25 protein-coding genes are annotated in these 23,511 nt (G+C 45.6%); 12 read left to right on the top strand and 13 right to left on the bottom strand.

Annotated elements, in window-relative coordinates; translation table 11 throughout:
• Positions 1-55: 55 nt before the first annotated feature.
• The 7 genes from AC5ZC7_RS05140 to AC5ZC7_RS05110 all read right to left on the bottom strand — a co-directional run bounded on the left by AC5ZC7_RS05140 (position 56) and on the right by AC5ZC7_RS05110 (position 4,750).
• Positions 56-1,180 carry a hypothetical protein gene (locus tag AC5ZC7_RS05140; RefSeq protein WP_511911399.1) on the bottom strand — a complete coding sequence of 375 codons (1,125 nt, stop codon included), beginning with the start codon at positions 1,178-1,180 and terminating at the stop codon, positions 56-58.
• 184 nt (positions 1,181-1,364) lie between these two features.
• Entirely contained in the window at positions 1,365-1,790 is a 426-nt protein-coding gene (locus AC5ZC7_RS05135; RefSeq protein ID WP_496160668.1) for an HvfX family Cu-binding RiPP maturation protein, read from the bottom strand.
• 3 nt (positions 1,791-1,793) lie between these two features.
• The gene (locus AC5ZC7_RS05130) at positions 1,794-2,543 is read right to left on the bottom strand and encodes an HvfC/BufC family peptide modification chaperone (protein ID WP_496160669.1); all 750 of its coding nucleotides are present in this window, start codon (positions 2,541-2,543) and stop codon (positions 1,794-1,796) included.
• Positions 2,527-3,354: an HvfB family MNIO-type RiPP peptide maturase gene (locus AC5ZC7_RS05125; protein WP_496160670.1), complete on the bottom strand. Its 828-nt coding sequence runs from the start codon at positions 3,352-3,354 to the stop codon at positions 2,527-2,529. The genes AC5ZC7_RS05130 and AC5ZC7_RS05125 overlap by 17 nt, the downstream gene beginning before the upstream one ends.
• Before the next feature lie 87 nt (positions 3,355-3,441).
• Positions 3,442-3,780 carry a hypothetical protein gene (locus AC5ZC7_RS05120; protein ID WP_496160671.1) on the bottom strand — a complete coding sequence of 113 codons (339 nt, stop codon included), beginning with the start codon at positions 3,778-3,780 and terminating at the stop codon, positions 3,442-3,444.
• Positions 3,781-3,866: 86 nt separating this feature from the next.
• The gene (locus AC5ZC7_RS05115; protein ID WP_496160672.1) at positions 3,867-4,136 is read right to left on the bottom strand and encodes a hypothetical protein; all 270 of its coding nucleotides are present in this window, start codon (positions 4,134-4,136) and stop codon (positions 3,867-3,869) included.
• A 2-nt stretch (positions 4,137-4,138) separates the two neighbouring features.
• Positions 4,139-4,750: a sigma-70 family RNA polymerase sigma factor gene (locus tag AC5ZC7_RS05110; protein ID WP_496160673.1), complete on the bottom strand. Its 612-nt coding sequence runs from the start codon at positions 4,748-4,750 to the stop codon at positions 4,139-4,141.
• A 194-nt stretch (positions 4,751-4,944) separates the two neighbouring features.
• Here AC5ZC7_RS05110 and AC5ZC7_RS05105 point away from each other — a divergent pair, with 194 nt between their 5' ends.
• Positions 4,945-5,664, top strand: coding sequence for a hypothetical protein (locus tag AC5ZC7_RS05105; protein WP_496160674.1), 720 nt, complete (start codon positions 4,945-4,947; stop codon positions 5,662-5,664).
• Between the two features lie 3 nt (positions 5,665-5,667).
• Here the strand turns inward: AC5ZC7_RS05105 and AC5ZC7_RS05100 are convergent, their stop codons facing one another.
• Together AC5ZC7_RS05100 and AC5ZC7_RS05095 are read right to left on the bottom strand one after the other, a co-directional pair.
• A complete protein-coding gene (locus AC5ZC7_RS05100; RefSeq protein ID WP_496160675.1) occupies positions 5,668-6,531 on the bottom strand; it encodes a hypothetical protein in 864 nt (287 codons plus the stop codon).
• Positions 6,532-6,696: 165 nt separating this feature from the next.
• A complete protein-coding gene (locus AC5ZC7_RS05095) occupies positions 6,697-7,680 on the bottom strand; it encodes a LuxE/PaaK family acyltransferase (protein ID WP_496160676.1) in 984 nt (327 codons plus the stop codon).
• A 149-nt stretch (positions 7,681-7,829) separates the two neighbouring features.
• Here AC5ZC7_RS05095 and AC5ZC7_RS05090 point away from each other — a divergent pair, with 149 nt between their 5' ends.
• The 4 genes from AC5ZC7_RS05090 (at position 7,830) to AC5ZC7_RS05075 (ending at position 12,142) form a co-directional block, all read left to right on the top strand.
• Entirely contained in the window at positions 7,830-8,276 is a 447-nt protein-coding gene (locus AC5ZC7_RS05090) for a hypothetical protein (protein ID WP_496160677.1), read from the top strand.
• 91 nt (positions 8,277-8,367) lie between these two features.
• Complete coding sequence (locus tag AC5ZC7_RS05085) at positions 8,368-9,906, top strand: carboxyl transferase domain-containing protein (RefSeq protein ID WP_496160678.1); 1,539 nt, start codon at positions 8,368-8,370, stop codon at positions 9,904-9,906.
• A 179-nt stretch (positions 9,907-10,085) separates the two neighbouring features.
• Positions 10,086-10,925, top strand: coding sequence for a UbiA family prenyltransferase (locus AC5ZC7_RS05080; RefSeq protein ID WP_496160679.1), 840 nt, complete (start codon positions 10,086-10,088; stop codon positions 10,923-10,925).
• Positions 10,926-11,041: 116 nt separating this feature from the next.
• The gene (locus AC5ZC7_RS05075) at positions 11,042-12,142 is read left to right on the top strand and encodes a M20/M25/M40 family metallo-hydrolase (protein ID WP_496160680.1); all 1,101 of its coding nucleotides are present in this window, start codon (positions 11,042-11,044) and stop codon (positions 12,140-12,142) included.
• 120 nt (positions 12,143-12,262) lie between these two features.
• Here the strand turns inward: AC5ZC7_RS05075 and AC5ZC7_RS05070 are convergent, their stop codons facing one another.
• A complete protein-coding gene (locus AC5ZC7_RS05070) occupies positions 12,263-13,027 on the bottom strand; it encodes a hypothetical protein (RefSeq protein WP_496160681.1) in 765 nt (254 codons plus the stop codon).
• Between the two features lie 186 nt (positions 13,028-13,213).
• Here AC5ZC7_RS05070 and AC5ZC7_RS05065 point away from each other — a divergent pair, with 186 nt between their 5' ends.
• Positions 13,214-13,762, top strand: a complete 549-nt coding sequence (locus AC5ZC7_RS05065; RefSeq protein ID WP_511911284.1) for a transposase — start codon at positions 13,214-13,216, stop codon at positions 13,760-13,762.
• Complete coding sequence (locus AC5ZC7_RS05060) at positions 13,750-14,580, top strand: IS3 family transposase (protein WP_511911597.1); 831 nt, start codon at positions 13,750-13,752, stop codon at positions 14,578-14,580. Before AC5ZC7_RS05065 ends, AC5ZC7_RS05060 begins: the two co-directional genes overlap by 13 nt.
• 107 nt (positions 14,581-14,687) lie before the next feature.
• On the opposite strand, the gene aroQ is transcribed toward AC5ZC7_RS05060, so the two are convergent.
• From aroQ to ytxJ, 3 genes are all read right to left on the bottom strand, one after another.
• Positions 14,688-15,113: a type II 3-dehydroquinate dehydratase gene (gene aroQ, locus AC5ZC7_RS05055; protein WP_496162642.1), complete on the bottom strand. Its 426-nt coding sequence runs from the start codon at positions 15,111-15,113 to the stop codon at positions 14,688-14,690.
• 36 nt (positions 15,114-15,149) lie between these two features.
• A complete protein-coding gene (locus AC5ZC7_RS05050; protein ID WP_496162641.1) occupies positions 15,150-15,731 on the bottom strand; it encodes a UbiX family flavin prenyltransferase in 582 nt (193 codons plus the stop codon).
• Positions 15,732-15,836: 105 nt separating this feature from the next.
• A complete protein-coding gene (gene ytxJ, locus AC5ZC7_RS05045) occupies positions 15,837-16,169 on the bottom strand; it encodes a bacillithiol system redox-active protein YtxJ (protein ID WP_496162640.1) in 333 nt (110 codons plus the stop codon).
• A gap of 309 nt (positions 16,170-16,478) precedes the next feature.
• Between ytxJ and AC5ZC7_RS05040 the strand changes: the two genes are divergently transcribed.
• From AC5ZC7_RS05040 to AC5ZC7_RS05020, 5 genes are all read left to right on the top strand, one after another.
• On the top strand, positions 16,479-17,840 hold the full coding sequence (locus AC5ZC7_RS05040) for a Mur ligase family protein (RefSeq protein ID WP_496162639.1): 1,362 nt from the start codon (positions 16,479-16,481) through the stop codon (positions 17,838-17,840).
• Positions 17,841-17,874: 34 nt separating this feature from the next.
• A complete protein-coding gene (locus AC5ZC7_RS05035; RefSeq protein WP_496162638.1) occupies positions 17,875-18,648 on the top strand; it encodes an exonuclease domain-containing protein in 774 nt (257 codons plus the stop codon).
• A 72-nt stretch (positions 18,649-18,720) separates the two neighbouring features.
• Positions 18,721-19,461, top strand: coding sequence for a glycosyltransferase (locus AC5ZC7_RS05030; protein WP_496162637.1), 741 nt, complete (start codon positions 18,721-18,723; stop codon positions 19,459-19,461).
• Between the two features lie 80 nt (positions 19,462-19,541).
• Positions 19,542-20,417, top strand: coding sequence for an EamA family transporter (locus tag AC5ZC7_RS05025; RefSeq protein WP_496162636.1), 876 nt, complete (start codon positions 19,542-19,544; stop codon positions 20,415-20,417).
• 57 nt (positions 20,418-20,474) lie between these two features.
• A complete protein-coding gene (locus AC5ZC7_RS05020; protein WP_496162635.1) occupies positions 20,475-23,321 on the top strand; it encodes a prolyl oligopeptidase family serine peptidase in 2,847 nt (948 codons plus the stop codon).
• Positions 23,322-23,511: the final 190 nt, after the last annotated feature.

Raw genomic sequence — 23,511 nt, 5'->3', positions numbered from 1 at the left:
TGGTCACTATGAATGGGGCCGAAATTACTACATCTACATGAAAATCCCTTGAAAGCTATTTTATAGCTGCTTCAAAACTGCTATAAATGCCATTCTTCGTTTTTTTCACAATGGTATATTTACCCTGATAAAGCAATAATGGCGGTTGTTGGCCGGCATTATTCATGTACACTACATCTATAGCAATCGCTTTTTCGCCCTGGGCTTTTAATTCTTCCGGCAGATAGGCCGCAAACATGCAGGGGTAATCTGTTAACTGCTTCGCCGGAATACGATACACCCTTCTGGGTTCCACATCCCGGAAAAGATAACCAGGCCGCAACAGCGAATCTTTCCATTCAACATTCAGCACCGAACAATCCACCGAGTAACTCCCCCGGTAATACCTATGTGTACGGCGGTTTTGCAGCACATATGGGCGGAACTGCCGCAGGGTATCTTTTGTCAGTGAGTCAATCACACAAGTACGCAACGTCATATCCTGGTCTACGGCCAATATAGGTACATCCGGCGCCAGGCTCGCCAACTGCGAACCCATCATGGTACCGTCCTTACTTAGATGCCCATGCCCTACATGGATAACAAACTTACTTTTAGGGTTCGCCTGCATGACTTTATAAATATTCGCCGCCTGCCCTTTCTCCCGGGAAAGTGTATAATAAAAATACCGCTCCCCATTAGGCTTTACCGTTATAATCATGGAGTCTGGCGGATCGAAGGCCAGATATTTGACAGAACCATATTGATCCAGCTTTACGCTGTCGTCCCAGGTAGGCTTGGTGTAGTATTCATAGGATTTTACCTGGTAGCTGGACTTAAACGCAAAACGAATTAACTCACCATAATTAGGCTCGTTCAGATAAGTGCCGTCAGCACTAACCGGGTAATGATTTTTATCGAGATCATTAATCGCCCAAATTCCTTCCGCCATAAAAACATTGTATCCCTTTTTATGCAATGCCCCCAATAACGACTTGGTAAATAAGCGGTGTTCCGGGCGACTATGCGCCTCATTGATCATAATAACGCGGTATTTGTCTGCCTGATCCAGGACATATTGCCGGGCATTTATGATCCTATCTTCCTGCAAATTAACCCGGATATCTTCACCACGCCCCAACATGGAATCCTCATAGATGGCCGCCTCCCGGGCATGCCCTGCCACAGATAACTTGTCCATGTTATAACTCAAATGCCAGTAAGCATTTCCACTCCGGGCCTTTATGCTATCTGCAAAATCATATCGGGGATTACCCATCGGGGGATTATCATGAAAAGAAAACAAGAACAGGAGCAATATGCATACAGCAGTTTTCACAGGGGGTAAAACTTTGGTTGACCTTTAAAACGATCAACTACTCATTTTATTTCCTTTCCAGGAAAAAATCAGCGCCAATACGGCCACCGCCAAATACGAACAGGGTAAACAACATCACGATATAGTAAAGCGGAATTTCAAAACCGTTGTCGCCGGCGGCAAAGCCGTTATTCCAGTGCACCGTTGCAATGGCCACAATCATGCTGAATATAAGCGGGATGGTAATATAACGAACAAACAATCCAAGGGTTAACAATATTACACCGGCTACTTCCGTAATCCCCACCAGGTAGGCGCTGATATAAGGCATGGGAATATGCAGCTGTGCAAACCAGTCGCCAATACCATGTATATCATTCCATTTCATTTTTGCCGGTAAATAAAAACCGTAGGCCAATACCAATCGCATGAACAGCAATGGCAAGTCTTTCAATGCCGACAAACGGCGGGCGAAAACAGCGTAGGTGCGCATATGTTATAGTTGAAATCCTAGTACAAAATGTTGTTGTCGCATCTGTTTCAAAAAGTTCAACGTATCATATTCCAGTGTGTCCGTATCCGTTATATTGAGCTGCGGGGCATAATCCAGTATATCCTTTACCGTTATTCCCAATACCAACTGCTCTGTTAAAAAAGCCAGCCAGGGCGATAAGTCCGTAAACTCTACGTTCCCTGTTTCAGGATGCCGGTATAACAGCACAAAATAAATCCCTTTGTTCGCCAGCAACGCCTTCGGCCTGGCCATCAGGTGCACCGGGTAACTGAACGACAATAACCGGTGCTCCGGATTGAGTACCAGCGGAGCTTCCAGCCAATCTCCGGTAAGTGTAAATGGTTCGGCGGGGATGTCTTCCATGTTATACACTTCCATTTCCGCCCACTCAAAAGCAAGGAGGTCGTGGAGGTAAGGCAGTTCGTACACTTCTTCCCAATTATGCTCTACCGCATAGGTATAAAACTCCAGTGGCAGCTTCCATACCTGGTACGACTGGCAGGCATGATGCGAAAAAAAATCTTTCACCATCGCCTTCCATTTCCGCGCAGGAATATTATTAAACGCAATGGGATAAGCGTTTTCCATGGTATCATTGATCATATTGAATACCAGGCGGCGATAATGTTTCAGCCTGTCTGGCGCTACGCCGGGCAGCTTTACTTTTTCACCTGTTCTGCAATAGGCGGAAAAAGTTTGCTGTATATGATAGGTGTCAGGCAACAAGTTCATTTTTCAATTTCCATTGTTTGTGACAAATACTTTTCAATCTTGATAATTCTCCCTGCAACTCGGCCATTTCCGGTATGTTAAAGTCGCGCTCCAGCAATACCGGTACCGGCTGTAAATGTTGCAGCGTCCATTCAAACAGGTCATACACCGGGTCAATAATAGGCTCTCCATGTGTATCTATGATCAGGTCGGGCGCTACCTGCTCATGGCCAGCCATGTGGATATAGGCTACTTTATCCAGCGGTAACTGGGTAATAAATGCTTTGGCATCGTACTGGTGATTGAAAGCATTTACATAAATATTATTCACATCCAGCAATAACTGGCAGCCAGACTGCTTCACTACTTCTTTAATAAAATCTATTTCACTCATTTCTGCCGCCACCGGCGTGTAGTAAGACACAATCTCCATCACCAGCGGACGTTGCAGGTAATCCTGTACCTGCTGTATCCGGCCGGCAATATGCTTTACGGCATCCATTCTGAAAGGAATGGGCAGCAGGTCGTACATATGCGCATTATCACATTTGGAATAACTCAGGTGCTCAGAATATAACTGTACGTTATATTCGTTCAGGAAATTTTTGATGTACTGTAAAAATGACTTATCCAGCGCTTCCGGGCTGCCAATCGACAACGAAAGGCCGTGGCATAAGACCGGATATTTTTCTACCACCCGGTGTAATACCTTCTTCCAATAACCTCCTATATTCATCCAGTTTTCAGGCGCAAACTCAATAAAGTCGGGCCTGATATGTTCGCCGTTGATCAATTCTTCGGCAAATTCTCTGCGAAAACCTACGCCTACCATGATCGTAATATTTAATTGGCAAGGAAATAAAAATAGTGAAAGGCCGGCTGTTGCGTACCATACCGGCCCTTGCAACTATTTACATCATTATTTACCAGATTTGGTAGAGTCAGCGCCTTTCTTGGTACCTTTTTTACCGCCTTTTTTATTACCGCATTTACCTTCACCACATTTGCCCTGACCACATTTACCTTCTTTGGATTTACCAGCGGTGCTGTCTTTTTTTGCGCCACAAGTCAGCTCCATAGTATTAGCAGCAGTGCTGGCAGTACCTGCCAACGCATTTCTTACCGCAGCACCTGATCCAAGGTTAGTATAACTAACTGGTTTTGCAGATACCTGCAGAGAAGCTAAACCCAGTATGGCACTGGCAACGAGAGATCCGGAAAACAATACTTTTTTGCTGATTGAATTGATGTTTTTCATTTTTTGCTGATTTAAAAGTGGAGTGAAAAAATTTATGTGTTTGATAGTATAGACGTGGTGATGTAAAAATCCTTACAGGTACTCCTTTATTTTTTGTTGTTTTCCGCAATCATCTTTTCCCATTTTTCTTTGAGAGATGGGTCAGGGAATAAGTCTGTTTGCGCTACAAATCCATCCAGGTGCTGATCTATCCTCTTGCTTTGCTGTGCATACCGCCGGCAATAAATACAGTATAATAAATGCAGTTTCAATCCCATCCTTTGCCAGAATGATAGCGACGATTGCTGCAGTTGCTTTTCCACCAGCATAGTGGCGTCTTTACAACAGGGCGGCCAGTTATGTTTTTTTGTTGCCATTATCAATTACTGAACCAGTTTTTTTCGAGACAACTTCTCAGTTGTAACTTTGCGCGGTGAACAATCACCCAGTAATTGGACGTAGTAATAGATAATTCCTTACAGATATCAACAGATTCTTTTTCTTCCAGGTACTTTAGATTAAACACTTTTTTGCCGATATCGTTCAATTTATTCATGCAGGCCCGTAAAATGCTATAAAAATCAGTCTGCTCCTGTTTGCTGTTAATATCCGCTATCCAGGCTTTGGGGGCCATTTCTTTACGCCAGTGTCCCTTTTCATTAAAAAAGAAATGATGCGGATCACTGTCGCCGGTTTTCTCTTCGTCTATGCTAATGGTAATAGCTGTTTTACCGGATTTGCGAAAGTGATCTATAATCTTATGCTTCAGGATAGTCATCAACCAGGTTTTCTCACTGCTTTCGCCCCGGAACTGCGCTACCGCCTGTAAAGCGCTGAGAAAAGTGTCCTGTACCAGGTCTTGCGCCAATACGCTGTCTGATACCTTGATAACCGCAAACTTATACAAATCATCTGCGTATAACTTTACCCATGTAGCGGGATTACAGGTTGTCATTGGTAGTGCTCTTGAGTTAAACGCTTCTTTCATCATAAACCTATTTTGCGTATTATGTTGTAGAAAGCTTACGGAAATTTAGCTGTTTTAGTTTTCTCTCCACCCCAAAAAAATGTTAAAGACGGATGACCGGTGGTTAAGGAATGGTAAATGGCGCAGCGAGTTGGCCAGTATTCGCCATTTTATACTATTTTTGGCCCGTACCCAATGAAATATGAAATATTAGGCCAATGAAAAATGAAATGTCGCCTGTAACATCCGTATATTTTGTTACTTTATTAAAGGCATATTTACGTGGGACTAAAACCAGACAGGAGGTAATAGCTGAGCTACGTGGTGTAACCCCTATGCAACATAAAGAGGAAGATACCCACACCGAAGTGAGCAGGCTGTTGTTAAAAACCGCCAGCGAATTAAATGAGAACTATTACCAGGACATAGTGACCGCTATTTCCAACGCTGGCGATACCACGCCCAGCCGGGAAGGTGTTATTCATCAGCTGGAAGCCATGCTGACGGGCTTCATCACGCCCCAACAACTGTTTCAATGGGCCACCTGGCACAATGAACCGGATGCGGAAGACGGCGCCAGCTTCTTCAACGATATTGCCGTAGACTACTTCTGCACCCAGCTCCTGCCCGCTTCATTCGATGATTTGACGCTCACCCAGTATAAACAGGCCCTGAAAATATTCCAGTCAGGGGCACATAACAGCCTGAAAGACAAGGTGGCCCTGGTGCTGCTGTCGGAAAAAGAAAGACAACGGTTCCTCTTTTACCTGGGCGATTATATCCAGGGACATACTTCCCCGGAACAACTGGATGTATACCTCCTCCATAAATTTGGTATGGATCATCATTCATTTCCTTACATGTCGTCACTTTCCACGATCATGCACGAACCAGGCAAACTGCCCGCATTGCTGCAGATGGCCGCTATGGAGTCATAAACACTACCTGATAATATCTGCCACCCGGACGGCGCGGCGCTCACCACTCACAATATCAGTGGTATAAGTAATCACTTTGTCCCCATTACTATATACCAGCTCCATTTCCAGGGGCATGGCCACCGGGGGATAACTACCGGCAACCAACATCGATTCAATCTGATCTTTATAATACTCCGGCATAAAAGCATAGCCAGGGAAAAGCGTATGTGGCTGTAAAGGCACCCACACCCGGGCACCCACCAAAGCACGACTCGTCACCTTCACCCGGCCGGAATCAGTAACGGTATTATTAGCCGTGTATTCTTCACAAGCCACGCCAGCAATCACTTTCTTAGCGCCCGTTTTTACCAGCTGGTTCAAATACCCGGTTTCACCCGGATAGATAGGCTCCATCGTAGTAAGGTCCAGCTTTTCTTTGGTGCCACTCCCTATTTGATGGATAGCCGTCACACTCAACTGTGCCCCCTTCGCAAAATCTGCGTAAAACTGGTACCTTGCCCCGGTTCCCTTACTCAGTAAATGTATGGCCATTGTTGGTGCAGCACTGCTGTAATAAATTACCACCTGCTCTCCCCCATTGATCACCCGCTGATTACCCTGCCAGGCTTCCATTTCCTGGTACACCGCCACATCAAACTCAAATACAGAATCCATCATTATCTGCTCATCTCCTCCAATAATCAACGATGGATGCTCCGTCGCCGCCTTAACGTAAGTCGCCTCATACGGTCCATCTGCCGAAAGGGTATCAGTTTTTGCAGTAGTGAGGTCCCGGAATTTATCCTTCACTTTCCGGAGAAATTGTGCATGTAAAACAGTGGTGCATAGGATCAGCGCCCCGAGCAGGAACACCCGCTTATTCATAGGAATAGATTTATCCTCAATATACAGTAAATTATTATAATATATCTTAAAGAGCAGAAAGCATAAAGCGGAAAGCAAAAAGCTATTGTAGCGAATGACCAAAGTGTATAATCATTCGCTACAATAGCTTTTTGCTTTCCGCTTTATGCTTTCTGCTCTTTCCTGCTAACTCACCATCAGGCTACAGCCCCGCAACGCAGAGTTATCCAACCGGCCTAATATTTCAAAACGGCCATCGGCATGCATTCTTCCGATATCTTCTGTGGCAATAAAAGCGCAGGAGTATATATTAGCCAGGTCAATTACATTAATCACCCCCGCCCCTTTGCCGGTGGAGATCTGGAAAGGATCATTTTCATCACGCAGCAATACCTTCATCCAGGGCGGGGTTTGAAACAAGCCATCACCTTTGGAATACGCCTGCGACAACAACTCTGTCATACCATATTCCGCATGAATAACGGCAGCGCCTAATCGTTCTTTCAGGAACTGGTGTACTTCCTGCCTTGTCCACTCTTCCCGGCGTCCCTTCATCCCCCCGGTTTCCATCACAATGGTATGGCGCAACTGCAGGGTGTACTGCTCGGCAAAATCGAGCAACCCGAAGGTGACCCCTATCAGCAGCACTTTCTGTCCGCGGGATTCCAGGGCCTGCAAATGATGGAATAGCTTATCATGTTCATACAGGTAAAAGCCACTTTCAGCATGGCCGCTGCGCTCCACCATTTCCTGCACCATCCTCACCAGGGAGGAATGTTGCCGCTCCAGGTAGGAAGGCAATAAACCCAGGATCACATAATCACCCACCGGCCCGTAAAATTGCTCAAAGGCCGTCATAAAGCTCTGGGTATAAATAGCAGCTTCCTTTACCAGGTGACGGCTATTCACCGTTTGCGTGGTGCCACTGCTCTCAAATAGCAATTCCGGCTCAAAATGACCGGCTACCACGGTATGGGATTTAAAAAATTGTATAGGCAGATAAGGAATTTCCTCGATGCTTTTCACCGACACGGGCGACTTATGCAGGGCATCTACATAGGCTCTGTACAACTCATTTTCCTGGTACTGATACCTAAAAACAGCCAGGGCGGCAGGTTCAAACCCACTTTCCTGCAATGAAAAAATATATTCCGGAGATACCGCGGTCATGTAAATCTTTCTTTAAAATCACACAAAGTTAGGGAGAAGAATAAATCTAGCCGCAGTAAGTAACAATTGTAACAAAAAAACGTTTTGACAAAGGGATAGCGTGATGACTGAATATTTGTATATTTCCTAAATTAATGTAGGTTTGTTTTATGAAGAAAATTCTGTTTTTGTTCCTGGTGGCCGGTTTCATTTACGCCTGTAAAAAGGATAAAATTGGGTCAAAACCCGTCCTCTCCTTCAAAGGCTATTCAGTAGATAGCATTACCCCACTCACCGACGGGATGATCGTTACGCTGAACGTGGAAGACGGAGATGGAGACATTGAGGATACCCTGCTGATTGCACCAATAATCATCAGTCATGGAAAGGATACCCTGTGGATCGGAAGGAAGATGCCACGCATCGGGGCTAATAAGGGTAACAGAATAAAAGGAGATATACAGATCCAGCTGGATAACAACGATATCAAATTTGGACAATCTACCTATCCGGCAATCCCCAAGGATAGTATCCACTTCGCCGTATTCATCCGGGACAATGCAGGAAATATCAGCGATACCGTCTCTACACCTAAAATTGCCTATCGGTGGAAATGATAAGGTTAAAAACATTACATTTACAACATAGCAAGGATTCCTTTAGTAAAGGAATCCTTTTATTTTTAGCGTTCTTTTGATTTTTAGGCATATGGATAAAATAACAGAATTACAGGCAAAGATGGCCGAAGCAATGTTGGGTGGCGGTGAAGTACGGATTGCGTCCCAGCATAAAAAAGGTAAATTAACCGCCCGGGAAAGGCTGCAACTCCTCATGGACGAAGGATCTTTCGAAGAACTGGATATGCTCGTCACCAATCGTAACCGCGGACTCACCACCGACCAGGAACAATTCCTCGGCGACGGGGTAGTAACCGGCTATGGTACCATCAATGGCCGGCTTACCTATGTTTTTTCACAGGACTTTACCGTATATGGTGGCAGCCTCTCTGAGCCACATGCCCGCAAAATCTGTAAGGTAATGGACCTCGCCGTGCAAAATGGCGCGCCTATTATTGGGTTGAACGACAGCGGCGGCGCCAGGATCCAGGAAGGAGTTGTTAGTCTTGGTGGCTATGCAGACATCTTCTACCGCAATACCCGGGCTTCCGGCGTCATCCCGCAACTATCCGCTATCATGGGGCCCTGCGCAGGCGGCGCTGTATACTCCCCTGCCATCACCGACTTTATCCTGATGGTAGAACAAACCTCCTATATGTTCGTTACCGGGCCTAACGTAGTAAAAACCGTTACCCACGAGGAAGTGACTTCCGAAGAACTGGGAGGCGCGCAAACCCATGCCGCTAAAAGTGGCGTAACCCACTTTGCCTGCGCCAACGAAATAGAATGCATCCAATATCTCAAACAGCTGTTGAGCTATATCCCGCAGAACTGTGAAGAAACCGCGCCCGTATACCCTTACGAACCTGGTAACGAAATCAGGGAAGCCCTCAACACACTGATACCGGCTCATCCCAACCAGCCGTATGATATGAAGGACGCCATTGCACAGATCACGGACACCGACAGCTTCTTTGAAGTACATAAAAATTTTGCAGAAAACATGATCGTGGGCTTTGCCCGCATCGCTGGCAGAAGCATCGGCATTGTTGCCAATCAACCGGCCCACCTGGCAGGTGTATTGGACATCCACGCTTCTGTTAAAGGCGCCCGGTTCACCCGTTTCTGTGATGCCTTTAATATTCCCCTGCTGGTACTCGTAGATGTTCCCGGATTCCTGCCCGGCACTGACCAGGAATGGAATGGTATCATCACCAACGGCGCTAAATTATTATACGCACTCAGCGAAGCCACTGTACCCAAACTGACCGTGACTACACGAAAAGCATACGGCGGCGCCTACTGCGTAATGAACTCCAAACATATCGGAGCCGATATGAACTTTGCGTTCCCACAGGCAGAAATCGCTGTTATGGGCGCAAAAGGAGCCGTGGAAATCATCTTCAAAAAAGAAATTGACGCCGCTCCCGACCCTGAAACCCGCATGAATGAACTGGTAGCCGACTACCAGGAAAGGTTCGCCAATCCCTACCTGGCAGCGGAAAAAGGATACATCGACGAAGTCATTCAACCGGACCAAACCCGTATTAAACTCATCAAGGCTTTCAAAATGCTGGAGAATAAAGTGGTGAGTATGCCAAGGAAAAAGCACGGTAATATACCGCTCTAGCTGTTAGCTGTTAGCTGTTAGCAAATGCAGCGGAGATGGCAGGATATTTTCTTCCCTGCATTTGCTTATCGCTAACTGGCGATATACCTTTGTAGCTGTTAGGAAAGGTAGCAGGTTATATCATGTGATCTCCGCTGCATTTGCTAACAGCTAAAAGCTAACGGCTAAAAGCTAACTCCATGTTTCGAGGTATTTTCAATTTCATACTCTTCACTTCGATCTATATTTCGTTGTGCGCGCTGTTGATGATCTGGCAAACCAATCAACTGCTGGAGTTACATTACCCCGAAAATACCTTCTATCTCTTTGTTTTCTTCTCTACTATCTGTAGCTATAATTTTCACTGGTACCTGACACCCGGCACCTATTCCGCTTCTGAAAGAATCCGCTGGGGCGACCGTCACCGTACGCTGATGTTATTACTCTGTGGCATCGGCATCATTGGCTCCCTATGGTTCTTCTGGCAACTTCGCGAACATTGGCTGGTACTTTCCGGTAGCGCCATCCTTACCTTTTTGTATTCAGCGCCCAAAGTACCACATCCGACTTTCCGCTGGCTCAGCAAAGTAGCCATTGGTAAAACACTGTTTCTTACTTTTGTATGGACCTACGTTACTACGCTGCTTCCCGCACTGGTAGCCGGAAAGTATGCTATTACACCACTAGTGTTACTAACCCTGCATCGCTTCTGCCTCATTTATGGCATCTGCATTTTATTTGATTACCGCGACCTGGAATCAGATAAACAGGAAGGTATCCGGAGCCTGATTACCATGCTGGATCTTAAAAATCTGAACCGCCTTTACTATTTTACTTTATTAATGGCAGCCGTATGTGCTGGACTCATGGGCCCTTTCACCACTTTGCCCGCCATTATTTCCCTGATGATTCCCGTAGTAGTTACTGCCCTGCTAACCAACAGGGCTCACCTGAACACCTCAGATTACCTGTTTTATTTTACGCTGGATGGGTGTATGGCACTATCTGCTGCCATTTACTGGGTGATCATCCGCATTTAGCCGTTAGCCAATACAGTGGAGATCTCCTAATATCATTCGCGGCATTAGCTAAAAGCTAACTGCTAACAGCTAATAGCTAAATCGCTATCTTTGTCCGATCAAAATTTCCACAGAACATGTCCAAAAAACAAAAATCAATATTCAACAAGGAATCATTAACATTCCTGGAAACGTACCTGAATAACCCATCTCCTACCGGTTTTGAGAAAGAAGGACAAAAGCTTTGGCTGAAATACCTGGCGCCTTACATTGACGAACATTTTGTAGATCCATACGGTTCTGCGGTGGGTGTAATCAATCCTAAAGCGGAATTCAAGGTGGTGATAGAAGCACACGCGGATGAAATTTCCTGGTTTGTCAACTATATTTCTCCTGAAGGGCTGATTTATGTAATCCGTAATGGTGGCTCCGATCAACAAATCGCGCCTTCCAAACGGGTGAATATCCATACAGAAAAAGGTACCGTAAAAGCTGTTTTTGGCTGGCCGGCTATCCATACCCGTATGCGTAGCGGCGACGGTAAAGAACCACAACCTAAAGTAGACAATATCTTCCTCGATTGCGGTGCACGCTCCCGTAAAGAAGTAGAAGACCTGGGCATACATGTAGGCTGTGTATGCACGTTTGAAGATGGTTTCGAAGAACTGAACTACGACTACTACATCTGCCGCGCTATCGATAACCGCATTGGTGGCTTTATGATTGCGGAAGTAGCCCGCCTGCTGAAAGAAAAGAAACAGCAACTGCCTTTCGGTTTATACATTGTAAATGCGGTTCAGGAAGAAGTAGGATTACGTGGTGCGGAAATGATCGCCAAACGTATTAAACCCAACCTGGCTATCATCACCGATGTTACCCATGATACCACTACTCCAATGATCAATAAAAACATCGAAGGGGAAATCAAATGTGGTGGCGGCCCGAGCATCACCTATGGTCCTGCTGTTCACAACATCTTACGTGATCTCATTATCAAAACAGCGAAGAAAAACGATATCCCACATCAGCTGCATGCCGTAAGCCGCAGCACCGGTACTGATACCGATGCTTTTGCCTACAGCAACGATGGCACCCCCTCTGCGCTGATCAGCTTACCATTGCGGTATATGCACACTACTGTGGAAATGGTGAAGAAAGATGATATTGAAAACACCATTCAGCTGATTTATCAAACCCTGCTGAATATTACACCGAAAACTAACTTTCAATACTTATAGTTGAGCGGAAAGCATAAAGCTATTATAGCGAATAATCAAAGCGTATTAATATCCGCAATGATCATTCGCTATAATAGCTTTATGCTTTATGCTTTATGCTTTATCCTTTCTGCTTTATGCTTACTTAAAAAAATCCGCCGCCCGGGTGGTTTTCTCTACCCACGCCCCGGAAGCAGTCTGTAATACATACTCGCTCAATCCTACCCTGTTCGCTCCTGGCGCCCAATCATAGGTATATCCCATTCTTGTCCATGGATAATGCGCATCTGTAGCGGATGTCAACGGACGATAATAAGCGTAAATAATATAGTTATTAAACCAGGTGGAATATGCCGGCGTTACCGTAGGAAGCAATACGGCCCCACTGGTGTTGGTTGTAATGTCCGGGTTACCGGCTGGCCGGTACAAGCGTTCTGCTTTCACCCACATGGTAGCAATATGCGTATTGGTTTTGGAATTAACCGGCGGCAATCCTAACAACTGGCAGATACGCATAACGGTGTCGGAAGTGGCAGAGAAAGAAGGACCGATTTTGTTCTTCATCTGTTTGGGTATAAACAGCCAGGATTCGCCCCATACGTTGGTGATGGAATCCCCTGCCGGATAACTGTCAGGATAACGCATAAACGTTGCCATTAACACATACGACTGGCCATTAATTGTTTTCCATTGCAGATCCGTGTTGGCTGCGGTGATGGGCCATAAAGCAGTAGAAATCTGGCTGCTGTCTGCCACCATCGCATTTTGTATGGCCTGCCCATATAACTGGTCCATGGAAGGTGTTGGGGTTACAGGCGTGTCATCATTTTTATTACACCCTGTAAAGGCTACTGCTGCCATTAAGAAAGCAGCGGGCAGTATACTGCCGGAGAAGAATTGTTTCATAGAAGTGGTTTTCTGGATGCTGGTTATTTAAATCGAGTGCTGCAATTAAATGTATTTCAACGATATAGACAAATATTGTCTGGAGCGGAAAGCAGAAAGCAGAAAGCATAAAGCTACTATAGCGAATGACCATTGCGGATTTATGAAATGCCCCCTAAAAGTTGGACACTTTTAGGGGGCATTTTTATGGCAGGAAAGATTAAATTCAGTTTAAACCAGAAGCTTCGAGCCGTGCAGGCCGTGCTTTCAGGTAAGGACCATATAGCATCAGTAGCTCGCAAGCTAGGAACGACCGATACATCGGTGCATCGGTGGTTACATCTTTATAAGTATCATGGTGTAGCCGGATTGAAACCTCGTGCGGGAGTGATTTATAGTGGTGAGTTTAAACTGGAGGTTATCCGAACAGTATTCAAAAAGCGATTATCTTTATTGCAGGCAGCGATGATATTCGGAGTCGCGCAAGATCATACTGTTGGTCTATGGTTAAAACAATATGAAGGTGAAGGGGCCATAGGTTTACTTAAAAGTAAACGAGGATCAAAAAAGAAGCAAATGGCAAAAAAGAGTAAATCCACAGAAGTAGCAACGGACCCGGATACGGCCAAACTAGCCGCTTTAGAAGCTGAGTTACAATACCTTCGAGCTGAAAATGCACTTTTAAAAAAGTTAAAGGCCTTAATTCAAAAAGAACAAGCCGGTCAAAGCAAACGGCAGAAGCCATCAGGGAATTAAGGCCGCTTTATCCATTAGATTTGCTGTTAAAAGCAGCGGATATGGCACGTAGTAGCTATTATTACAATTTGAAGTTATTAACCCAGCCTCAAAAGCATGCTGCATTGCAAACTGAGATAATGACCATTTACAATCGGCATAAAGGCAGATATGGCTATAGGCGAATAACAAGGGATATACGGCAATCGGGGAGATCTGTTAATCATAAGACGGTATTAAAAATCATGCGATCGGGTAATATTAAAAGCCTGGTCAGAATGAAGAAGTATAAGTCATATAAAGGAGAGCAGGGTAAAATAGCTCCTAATCTGCTAATGCGTGACTTCAATGCCGAAAAGCCTTACCAGAAGTGGGTCACAGATATAACAGTATTCTCTGTTGGGGGTAAAAAATTATATCTTTCTCCAATTATGGACCTGTATAATGGAGAAATAATGAGTTATAATATATCAGAACGGCCAACGTTTGGTCAAATTGTTGATATGCTGCAAAAAGCATTTTCCCGGCTACCGAAGAAAAGCAATTTGATATTACACTCTGACCAGGGTTGGCAGTATCAAATGAAGAAATATCAGACAATTCTTCGAGACAATAAGATCAAACAAAGTATGTCTGCAAAAGGAAATTGTCTGGACAATGCCGCTATGGAAAGCTTTTTCGCTATCCTCAAAACAGAACTATTTTATCTTGAAAATTTTGATTCGCTATCAGCTTTAAAGCAGGGGTTAATTGAATATATACACTATTATAACAACGATAGGATTAAATTAAAACTAAACGGCTTGAGCCCAGTTAAATACCGAACTCAAGCCGCATAACTTTTTAACATTTAAAAAAACGTCCAACCTTTAGGGTGCACTTCATTAATACGCTTTGATCATTCGCTATAGTAGCTTTATGCTTTCTGCTTTATGCTTTCCGCTCTTTATAAATCGTTCATTCCGAAATATTCCACGCCCAGCTGGTATCCTTTCAATCCGAGACCGCAGATACAGCCAATACATTTGGGTGCTATCAGGGAAGTATGCCGGAACTCTTCCCGTGCATATACATTGCTGATATGTATTTCCATTACCGGCGTTTTAATGCCTGCAATGGCGTCCCGGATGGCAATGGAAGTATGTGTATAGGCGCCGGCATTCAGCAGGATACCATCATAAGAAAAGCCCACTTCATGCAGATAGTTAACCAGCTCCCCTTCTACATTACTCTGGAAGTAAATAAAATTAACTGCCGGAAATTGTTTTTGCAGATGTTTAAAATAATGTTCGAACGACTCACTGCCATAGATGCCTGTTTCACGCTTGCCGAGCAGGTTTAGGTTAGGTCCGTTGATGATAGCTATTTGCATGATGATAGATATAAATTGAAAGATGAACGAAGGTAATTAATCAGCTTTATTATTACTATCACTACCCCAGCGGTAAGTTTGTTGTTCAATGCCAGCCAGGTCAATGATACGGTCTACCACGGTGGCGGCCATTTCTTCCAGGCTGTTGGGTACACTGTAGAAAGAAGGGGTGGCCGGGCAAATGATACCGCCCGCCATAGTCACGGCTTCCATGTTTTTAATGTGAATCAGGTTGTAAGGTGTTTCCCGTACTACACAGATCAGCTTTCTGCGTTCTTTCAGGACTACATCTGCGGCGCGGGTAATGAGATCGTTGGAGATACCGGTGGCAATGCGTCCTAAAGTCCCCATCGAACAGGGGCAGATGATCATGGTATTAAAACGTCCGGAACCGGAAGCGAAAGGTGCGTGGAAATCCTGTTGGGTATAAAAGCGGAAAGGTAGTTGTTTGTAATCTTCATCTCTCAGTTCCGTTTCCCAAACCGTTTTGGCATTTTCGGTCATCACTACGGCCACCTGGTCCAACTGGGCATGCGCCGCCTGCAGCTTTTGCAGCAACTGACGTGCATAAATGGAGCCACTGGCCCCGGTAACTGCTACTACTATACGATGTTTCATTGGCTATGCTGTTGATAGTGCAAAGCTAGCCTATTTGCGGGTATTGAAAGCACTTCTTTATAACCGGGCAAAGCAATATGCCCGGCAGGTATAAAGCGGGAAAGACTATAACCCTGCCTGGGCTACAATTTCATCCATCAGGATGCCGCTGTGACTTTCATTGTAAATACATTCGCCATTACGGATTACAAGTACCTGCGGAGATTCATGCTCCACGTCATACATTTCCGCAATTTTGTTGGATACCGGACGATAGGAGATAAGGTCCAGGTAGTAAAACGTTAACCCTTCCGGCTCCGCTGCCCGCTCCAACCTGGCTTTGGCCATCGAACTGATAGAGCACCGTGTACTGTGTTTAAAAATAGCTACCGGCTGATCTGCTGACACCGCATTGATTTCAGATAGCTGTTCCTCGCTGGTTAACGTTTTCCAATTCATTTAACATGCTTTATTATGTTCTATCGCAGGCGTTTTGGCCATTCCCCTCATTGGACACCCTAACTTCTGATGGCTTGCGCAGGACGTTAAGAAAACAGCAAAGATACAAACCATAGCCGTGTAGCCCAAAATTCTTACATAAGATTGCATACTGGGAGATTTATAATTTATAACTAAAACGAAATTTCACAGGAAATATGATACGACTACTTTTTTAATCGTTCTTTGTAACGTTATTTTGCAAATATAGAAAATACATTAAAAAAAACAACAATGTAATTTTCGGATCTTCCGAAAATCTCCAGCGTTATGACAAAAGTACATTTTATTGCCATAGGCGGCAGCGTAATGCATCAATTGGCCATTGCGCTCAAAAATAAAGGTTACCACGTAACCGGTAGTGACGATGAAATCTTTGAACCGGCACTATCTAACCTGCAACAGGCAGGCATTTTACCCGCCACCACCGGTTGGGACGCCACCCGGATAACGCCGGATTTAGACGCTGTCATCCTCGGCATGCACGCCAGGGAAGACAATCCCGAACTGATAAAAGCCCGGGAACTACACCTGAAAATCTATTCTTTCCCTGAATATATCTTCCAGGAAAGTAAAAATAAAACCAGGGTAGCCATCGGCGGCAGTCACGGTAAAACCACCACCACCGCCATGGTCATGCACGCCTTACAGTATAACCACCAGGCATTCGACTACCTCGTTGGCGCTAAACTGGAAGGCTTTGCCCAGTCCGTGAACATCACCAACGCACCGGTGATCGTGTGTGAAGCAGATGAATACCCTGCCTCCGTGATCGAAAAAAGACCCAAATTTCATTTCCTCCACCCCCAGATTGCCGTATTAACAGGCATCGCCTGGGATCATATCAACGTATTCCCAACTTACGATATCTATAAAGAACAATTTGCCATTTTTATCCGGCAAATGGAACCCGGCCAGGTATTGATTTATAATGCGGGAGATGACGAACTCGTTCAGCTGGTGACCGCTACGGGCAACCACCTGCAGCTCCTACCCTATGGCCTGCCCAAACATACCATCGAACAGGGCATTACCCGGGTGTATTTCGGGGAAAACAGCACCGCACTGGAAGTATTCGGCGACCATAACCTCCTGAACCTCCACGCCGCCAAACTGGTATGCAACCAACTGGGCGTATCTGACGCGGATTTCCTCACCGCTATTGCCTCTTTTAAAGGCGCCGCAAAGCGACTGGAACTGGTGGCAAAAAATGAACATAGCGTTATTTATCGTGATTTTGCACATGCCCCTTCCAAGGTGAAAGCCACCATGGAAGCCACCAAACATCAGTTCCCCCAACGGAAACTGATCGCTGTACTGGAATTACATACCTATAGCAGTTTGAATGCTGATTTCCTGGAACAATATCATCATGCTTTAGATACTGCTGACATCGCCGTAGTATTTTACAGCAAACATGCCCTGGAAATCAAGAGAATGCCCGATCTTGCGCCAGAATTGATTGCTCAACGCTTCGGAAGAAACGACCTGCACGTATTCAACAACCGGGAAAAGCTGGAAGCCTTTTTATCCGCTCAAAACTACCAGGACACCAACCTGTTATTAATGAGCTCCGGTACATACGATGGCCTTGATTTCAGCAAATTGAAGGAATTACTGCCGAACAACTAATTCAACTCACTAATCAATTACTAAATACTAAATAATGCCTTCTTTGCTCCTCAAAAGGCCCCTGGCCGTCATCGATCTGGAAACCACCGGCACCAACGTGGCCGCAGATCGTATCATTGAAATTGCTATTATCAAAGTGTTTCCGGACAAAACTACCCAGTCCAAAGTGAAACGTATTAACCCCGGAATGCCGATCCCCGCAGGATCTACAGCAATTCATGGTATCAAGGACGAAGATGTAAAAGACGCGCCTACCTTCAAACAGGCCGCCCACGAACTCAAACAGTTCATGGACAACTGCGACCTGGCAGGATACAACTCCAATCGCTTCGACATCCCCCTGCTGGTGGAAGAATTCCTCCGCGCAGAAATAGAATTCGACGTATCTAAACGCAAATTCGTAGACGTACAACGGATCTTCCACCTCATGGAAAAACGTACCCTCGGCGCCGCCTACAAATTCTATTGCGATAAACAACTCGAAAACGCCCACAGCGCAGAAGCAGACGCACTGGCTACCTACGAAATACTGGAAGCTCAACTGGGCCGGTACGAACAACTACAACAGGATATCGATTCCCTGGCCGATTTTACCAGGGAAGAAGATTATATCGACTTCGCCCGCCGCCTCGTAATGCAGGGCGGTGTAGAAGTATTTAACTTCGGTAAATACAAAGGCCGCCCCGTAAGAGAAGTACTGAAAGCAGAGCCACAGTACTACGACTGGATGATGAAGGCCGATTTCCCCCTCAATACGAAACAGAAACTGACGGAAATCTTTCATAATATGATGTTAAAAAAAATGTAATGTTATCCGGGAACGTCATATCTTGCGCCGGAATTGAATTATTTTCGCAGTCCAAAAATATCATCTGCTGAATTGGAAAAGCTTGTCATCATTCCTACGTACAATGAAAAGGATAACATCCGTAACATCATTGACGCTGTATTTTCCTTACAGGAGAATTTTCATGTGCTCATCGTGGATGACGGATCACCAGACGGTACCGGCGCTATTGTAAAAGGTTTACAGGAGCAACATCCGAACGAATTATTCCTGGAAGAAAGATCCGGCAAACAAGGTCTGGGTACTGCTTATATCCATGGCTTTAAATGGGCGCTGGCCAGAGGTTATCAATACATTTTTGAAATGGATGCCGACTTCTCCCACAACCCAAAAGACCTGGTACGCCTGTACGACGCCTGCGCCAAAGGTGGTGCAGATGTAGCCGTAGGCTCCCGCTATGTAAAAGGCGGCAAAACAGAAAACTGGCCATGGGACCGTGCCGTATTATCCTACGGCGCCTCCATCTACGTAGGTATGATTACCTGGATGCCCGTAAGGGACCCAACAGCAGGATTTGTTTGCTATCGCAACACCGTACTGGAAGCCATTAACCTGGACCAGATACAGTTTGTGGGATACGCATTCCAGATTGAAATGAAATTCACCGCCTGGAAGCTGGGCTTCAAAATCAAAGAAGTGTCCATCACTTTCAAAGACAGGAAAGAAGGATATTCCAAAATGAGCAAAGGCATTGTAAAAGAAGGCATCCTCGGCGTGCTCAAAATACAATGGCAAAGCCTTTTCCGGAATTATGCAAGAAGAGTAAAGAATTAATTATTATACATAAAATGAGTGTTTAGGGATTTGTTCATTTTTATCAAATGAACAAATCCCTAAATACATTAAGTGGGTTCATGAAAAAGGCGTTTCTCCAGCTACATCTCTCTGTATTTCTGGCTGGTTTCACCGGTATTCTCGGTAAATTAATTACCCTGAACGAAGGATTGTTGGTGTGGTACCGGTTACTGATTACCTCCGTTACTTTATACGTATTATTCCGCCTGCAGGGCACCTTTAAAAAGCTCCCCTGGAAAGATATACTGCCCATCGGCGCCACCGGCGTAGTAGTAGCCGCCCACTGGCTTTTCTTTTATGGCAGCATTAAGTACTCCAACGTATCCATTGGCGTCATCTGCTTTTCCATGACCAGCCTGTTTACCGCCATCTTTGACCCGCTCATCAACCGGCGCCGCTTCGATGCAGCGGAAATGCTCCTCAGCATGCTCACCCTGTTGGGCATCCTCCTCATTTTCCACTTCGACACGCAATATCGCACCGGTATTATCCTCGGTATTGTTTCCGCCATGTTTGCCGCCCTCTTTACCATATTTAACAAACGACTCATCAAAAGATTTGATACCTCTACCATCACCTTTTACGAGTTATCGGTAGGATTGGTGGTATTAACACTTTTCCTCCCCCTCTATCTCCACCGCTTTCCCGTGGCTTCCCTCCTGCCTTCCGGTATGGACTTCTTCTACCTGCTCATACTGGCCTGGTTTTGCACGGTACTCATGTACCTGCTGAGCATGAACGCCCTAAAGAAAATTTCTCCCTTCACCGTCAATCTCTGCTTCAACCTGGAGCCGGTATACAGCATCCTGATGGCCTTTGTATTGTTCCAGGAAAATAAGTTCCTGAACAATGCTTTCTATGCGGGACTGGGCTGTATCATGCTTTCTGTAGGACTACAAATGCTCCGGGTAGCCAAGGGCCGTACATCAAACTAATGCGGACGATTAGCAGCAATTACGTATTTTACCCGCTGTATTTATACTTTAGCACTTATGAGAAAAGTTTTTTTAGGAATATCCTTCCTGGGGTGTTCCCTTTTTACCTATGCACAACAAGCAGCTAAAAAGCCGTTAGATCACAGTGTGTACGACAGTTGGCAAAACATTGGCGCTAAACTGATTAGTAATAACGGACAATGGGTGGTGTATACCGTAGCCGTTCAGGAGGGAGATGCCAACCTCGTGATTTATGACCGTAAAACCGGTCAAACCACAAACATTCCCCGTGGCGCTAATCCACTCATCACAGAAGATTCCCGCTTCCTGGTCTGTGCTATCAAACCATTTTTCAAAGATACCCGCGACGCGAAAATCAAAAAGAAGAAAGCCGCAGAAATGCCAAAGGACTCCCTGGCCATCATCACGTTGGGCCAGCCGGGTATGCTGAAATTCCCTGCACTGAAATCTTTCAAAACACCGGAAAAAGGCAGCGGCTTCCTGGCTTACCTGGTAGATAAACCAGCCGCCGATACCGCCAAAGGAAAAGGTAGTAAAACACCGAAAGACTTCTCCGCAACAGATCGTGCAGACGATGATAAAGCCGGCGACAAAGCCGCAGAAAGTGGTTCCCTCGTAATCCGGCAGCTCTTGTCCGGTAAACAGGATACCGTGAAAAATGTGAAAGAATATACTTTCAGCAAACCCGGTAACCAACTGTTAATAGAAACCGGTACGGACAAGAAAGACTCCCTCTCCCGCAATAGCGTACTCCTGTGGCATACCGCCACCGGTAAAGCAGATACCCTCAGCCGCAACGCCGCCGACTACAAACAATTTGCATTCGATGAAAAAGGAGAACAAGCAGCCTGGATAGCTACCGCCGATGGCGAAAAAGTATTGCAACCACTCTTTAAACTCTGCTACTTCAAACCCGGCCAGGACAGCGCCCGCGAAGTAGCCGCCAAAAACAGTTACGGCATTCCGGCCAACTGGAGCGTGAGCGGCAACGGTAACCTGTCTTTCAGCAAAGACGGACTACGCCTGTTCTTTGGTACGGCCCCCCTGCTCCCGGTGAAAGACACTAACGTCGTGGACTTTGAAGTAGCCAAAGTAGATATCTGGAATTATAAAGATGACTATCTGCAACCCATGCAATTGAAAAATGCAGATAAGGAACTGAAAAGAAGCTACGCCGCAGTATTTTATCCAACCAGCAACCGCATCATACAACTGGGTAACGATAACCTGGAAACCGTGCTCACCACAGCAGAAGGCAACAGCACTAACGCACTCGGCTATACGGATAAAGGCGAACGTATTCCCCTGCAATGGATAGGCCGCACTAAAAAAACAGCTTTCCTCATCAACATAAATGATGGCACGAAAAAGCAGATCAAAGAAAAACTGGATGGCAACTTTTTCATCTCTCCCAATGGTAAATACATGCTCTGGTACGACCTCGTAAACAGGCAATGGTTTAGCTATGATAACGCCAGCGGTACTACGGTAAATATCAGCAAAGACATTCCCACCAAAGTATTTGATGAGGAAGATGATCATCCGGATGTGCCCGAAGCCTATGGTATTGCTGGATGGATGAGCAATGATGCCGCAGTGTACATCTACGATCGTTACGATATCTGGGAAACAGACCCCTCCGGTAAAAAAGCACCGGTGAACATCACGCAAAATACCGGACGTAAAGAAAAAATCCGCTTCCGCTATCAGCGCCTCAATCCGGAAGAAAGATTTTTCACTCCCGGCCAAACGCTGATGCTCACTGCATTCCAGGAAACAACGAAATACAACGGTCTGTATCAACTGGAGCTGCCTGGTAAAAACGGTAAAGTAAAACCAGCGAAACAAATCGTATTGGGGCCTTACGCTTATGCCGATTTACAGGAAGCTAAAAACGCCCACGTCTATACGTTAACACGCAGCAACTACGAACAATCACCCAACGTATTTACCGGCGATAACATAGCGCTGGCCACGCAAATCAGCCAGATCAATCCGCAACAGCAAAGCTATAACTGGGGCACCGCTTCCCTGTATAAATGGACTACCTTCAGCGGCAAGCCGTCAGAAGGTATCCTGTATAAACCGGAAGACTTTGACTCCACCAAACAATATCCCGTACTGTTCTATTTCTATGAGAAATTAACAGACGGCCTGTATAGTTATCAGGCCCCGTCTCCTACGCCATCCCGGCTGAACATTTCGTTCTTTGTTAGCCGTGGTTACATCGTATTTGCACCGGATATCAGCTACGAAAACGGCTACCCTGGTAAAAGCGCGTACGATTATATTGTGAGTGCCGCAGAAAACCTCGCAAAACAACCCTGGGTAGACGGCAAAAATATGGGCATACAAGGCCAGAGCTGGGGCGGTTACCAGGTAGCTTACCTGATCACCCAGACCCACCTGTTCAAAGCTGCCTGGGCAGGCGCTCCGGTAGCCAACATGACCAGCGCCTACGGAGGTATCCGTTGGGAAAGTGGTATGAACAGGCAGTTCCAGTATGAGCATTCTCAAAGTCGTATTGGCGCTACCTTATGGGATAAACCGGAACTCTACATCGAGAATTCTCCGCTCTTCAACCTGCCCCGTGTAACTACACCGGTAGCCATCATGTCTAACGATGCAGACGGCGCAGTTCCCTGGTACCAGGGCATTGAAATGTTTACCGGTTTACGTCGTTTAGGCAAGCCCGTTTGGTTGCTGAACTATAACAACGAAGCGCATAACCTCATGCAACGTCAAAACCGTAAAGATATTCAGCGCAGGGAACAACAGTTCTTTGATCACTTCCTGAAAGGGGCACCGGCGCCACAATGGCTGGAAAGCGGCGTACCTGCAACAGAAAAAGGTATTAACTGGGGCTGGGATTTACAACAGTAAAACATAGTCTTAATACAGTAACGCTACAAGTGCTTCGGTGCTTGTAGCGTTTTTTATTTTATAGGGAGATGGGAAGAGCACGGATGCCACTGATAAAACGATATTCAACAGGGGGCTTGTGAACCTTTAGAATAGTTATGATAAAGCAATAATCATATGGCTACAATTATTTACCACGGCCAGTTACAGG

It is taken from the genome of Chitinophaga sp. 9-1-y, assembly GCF_059511905.2.
This window is presented reverse-complemented; position numbering and strand designations above follow the sequence as displayed.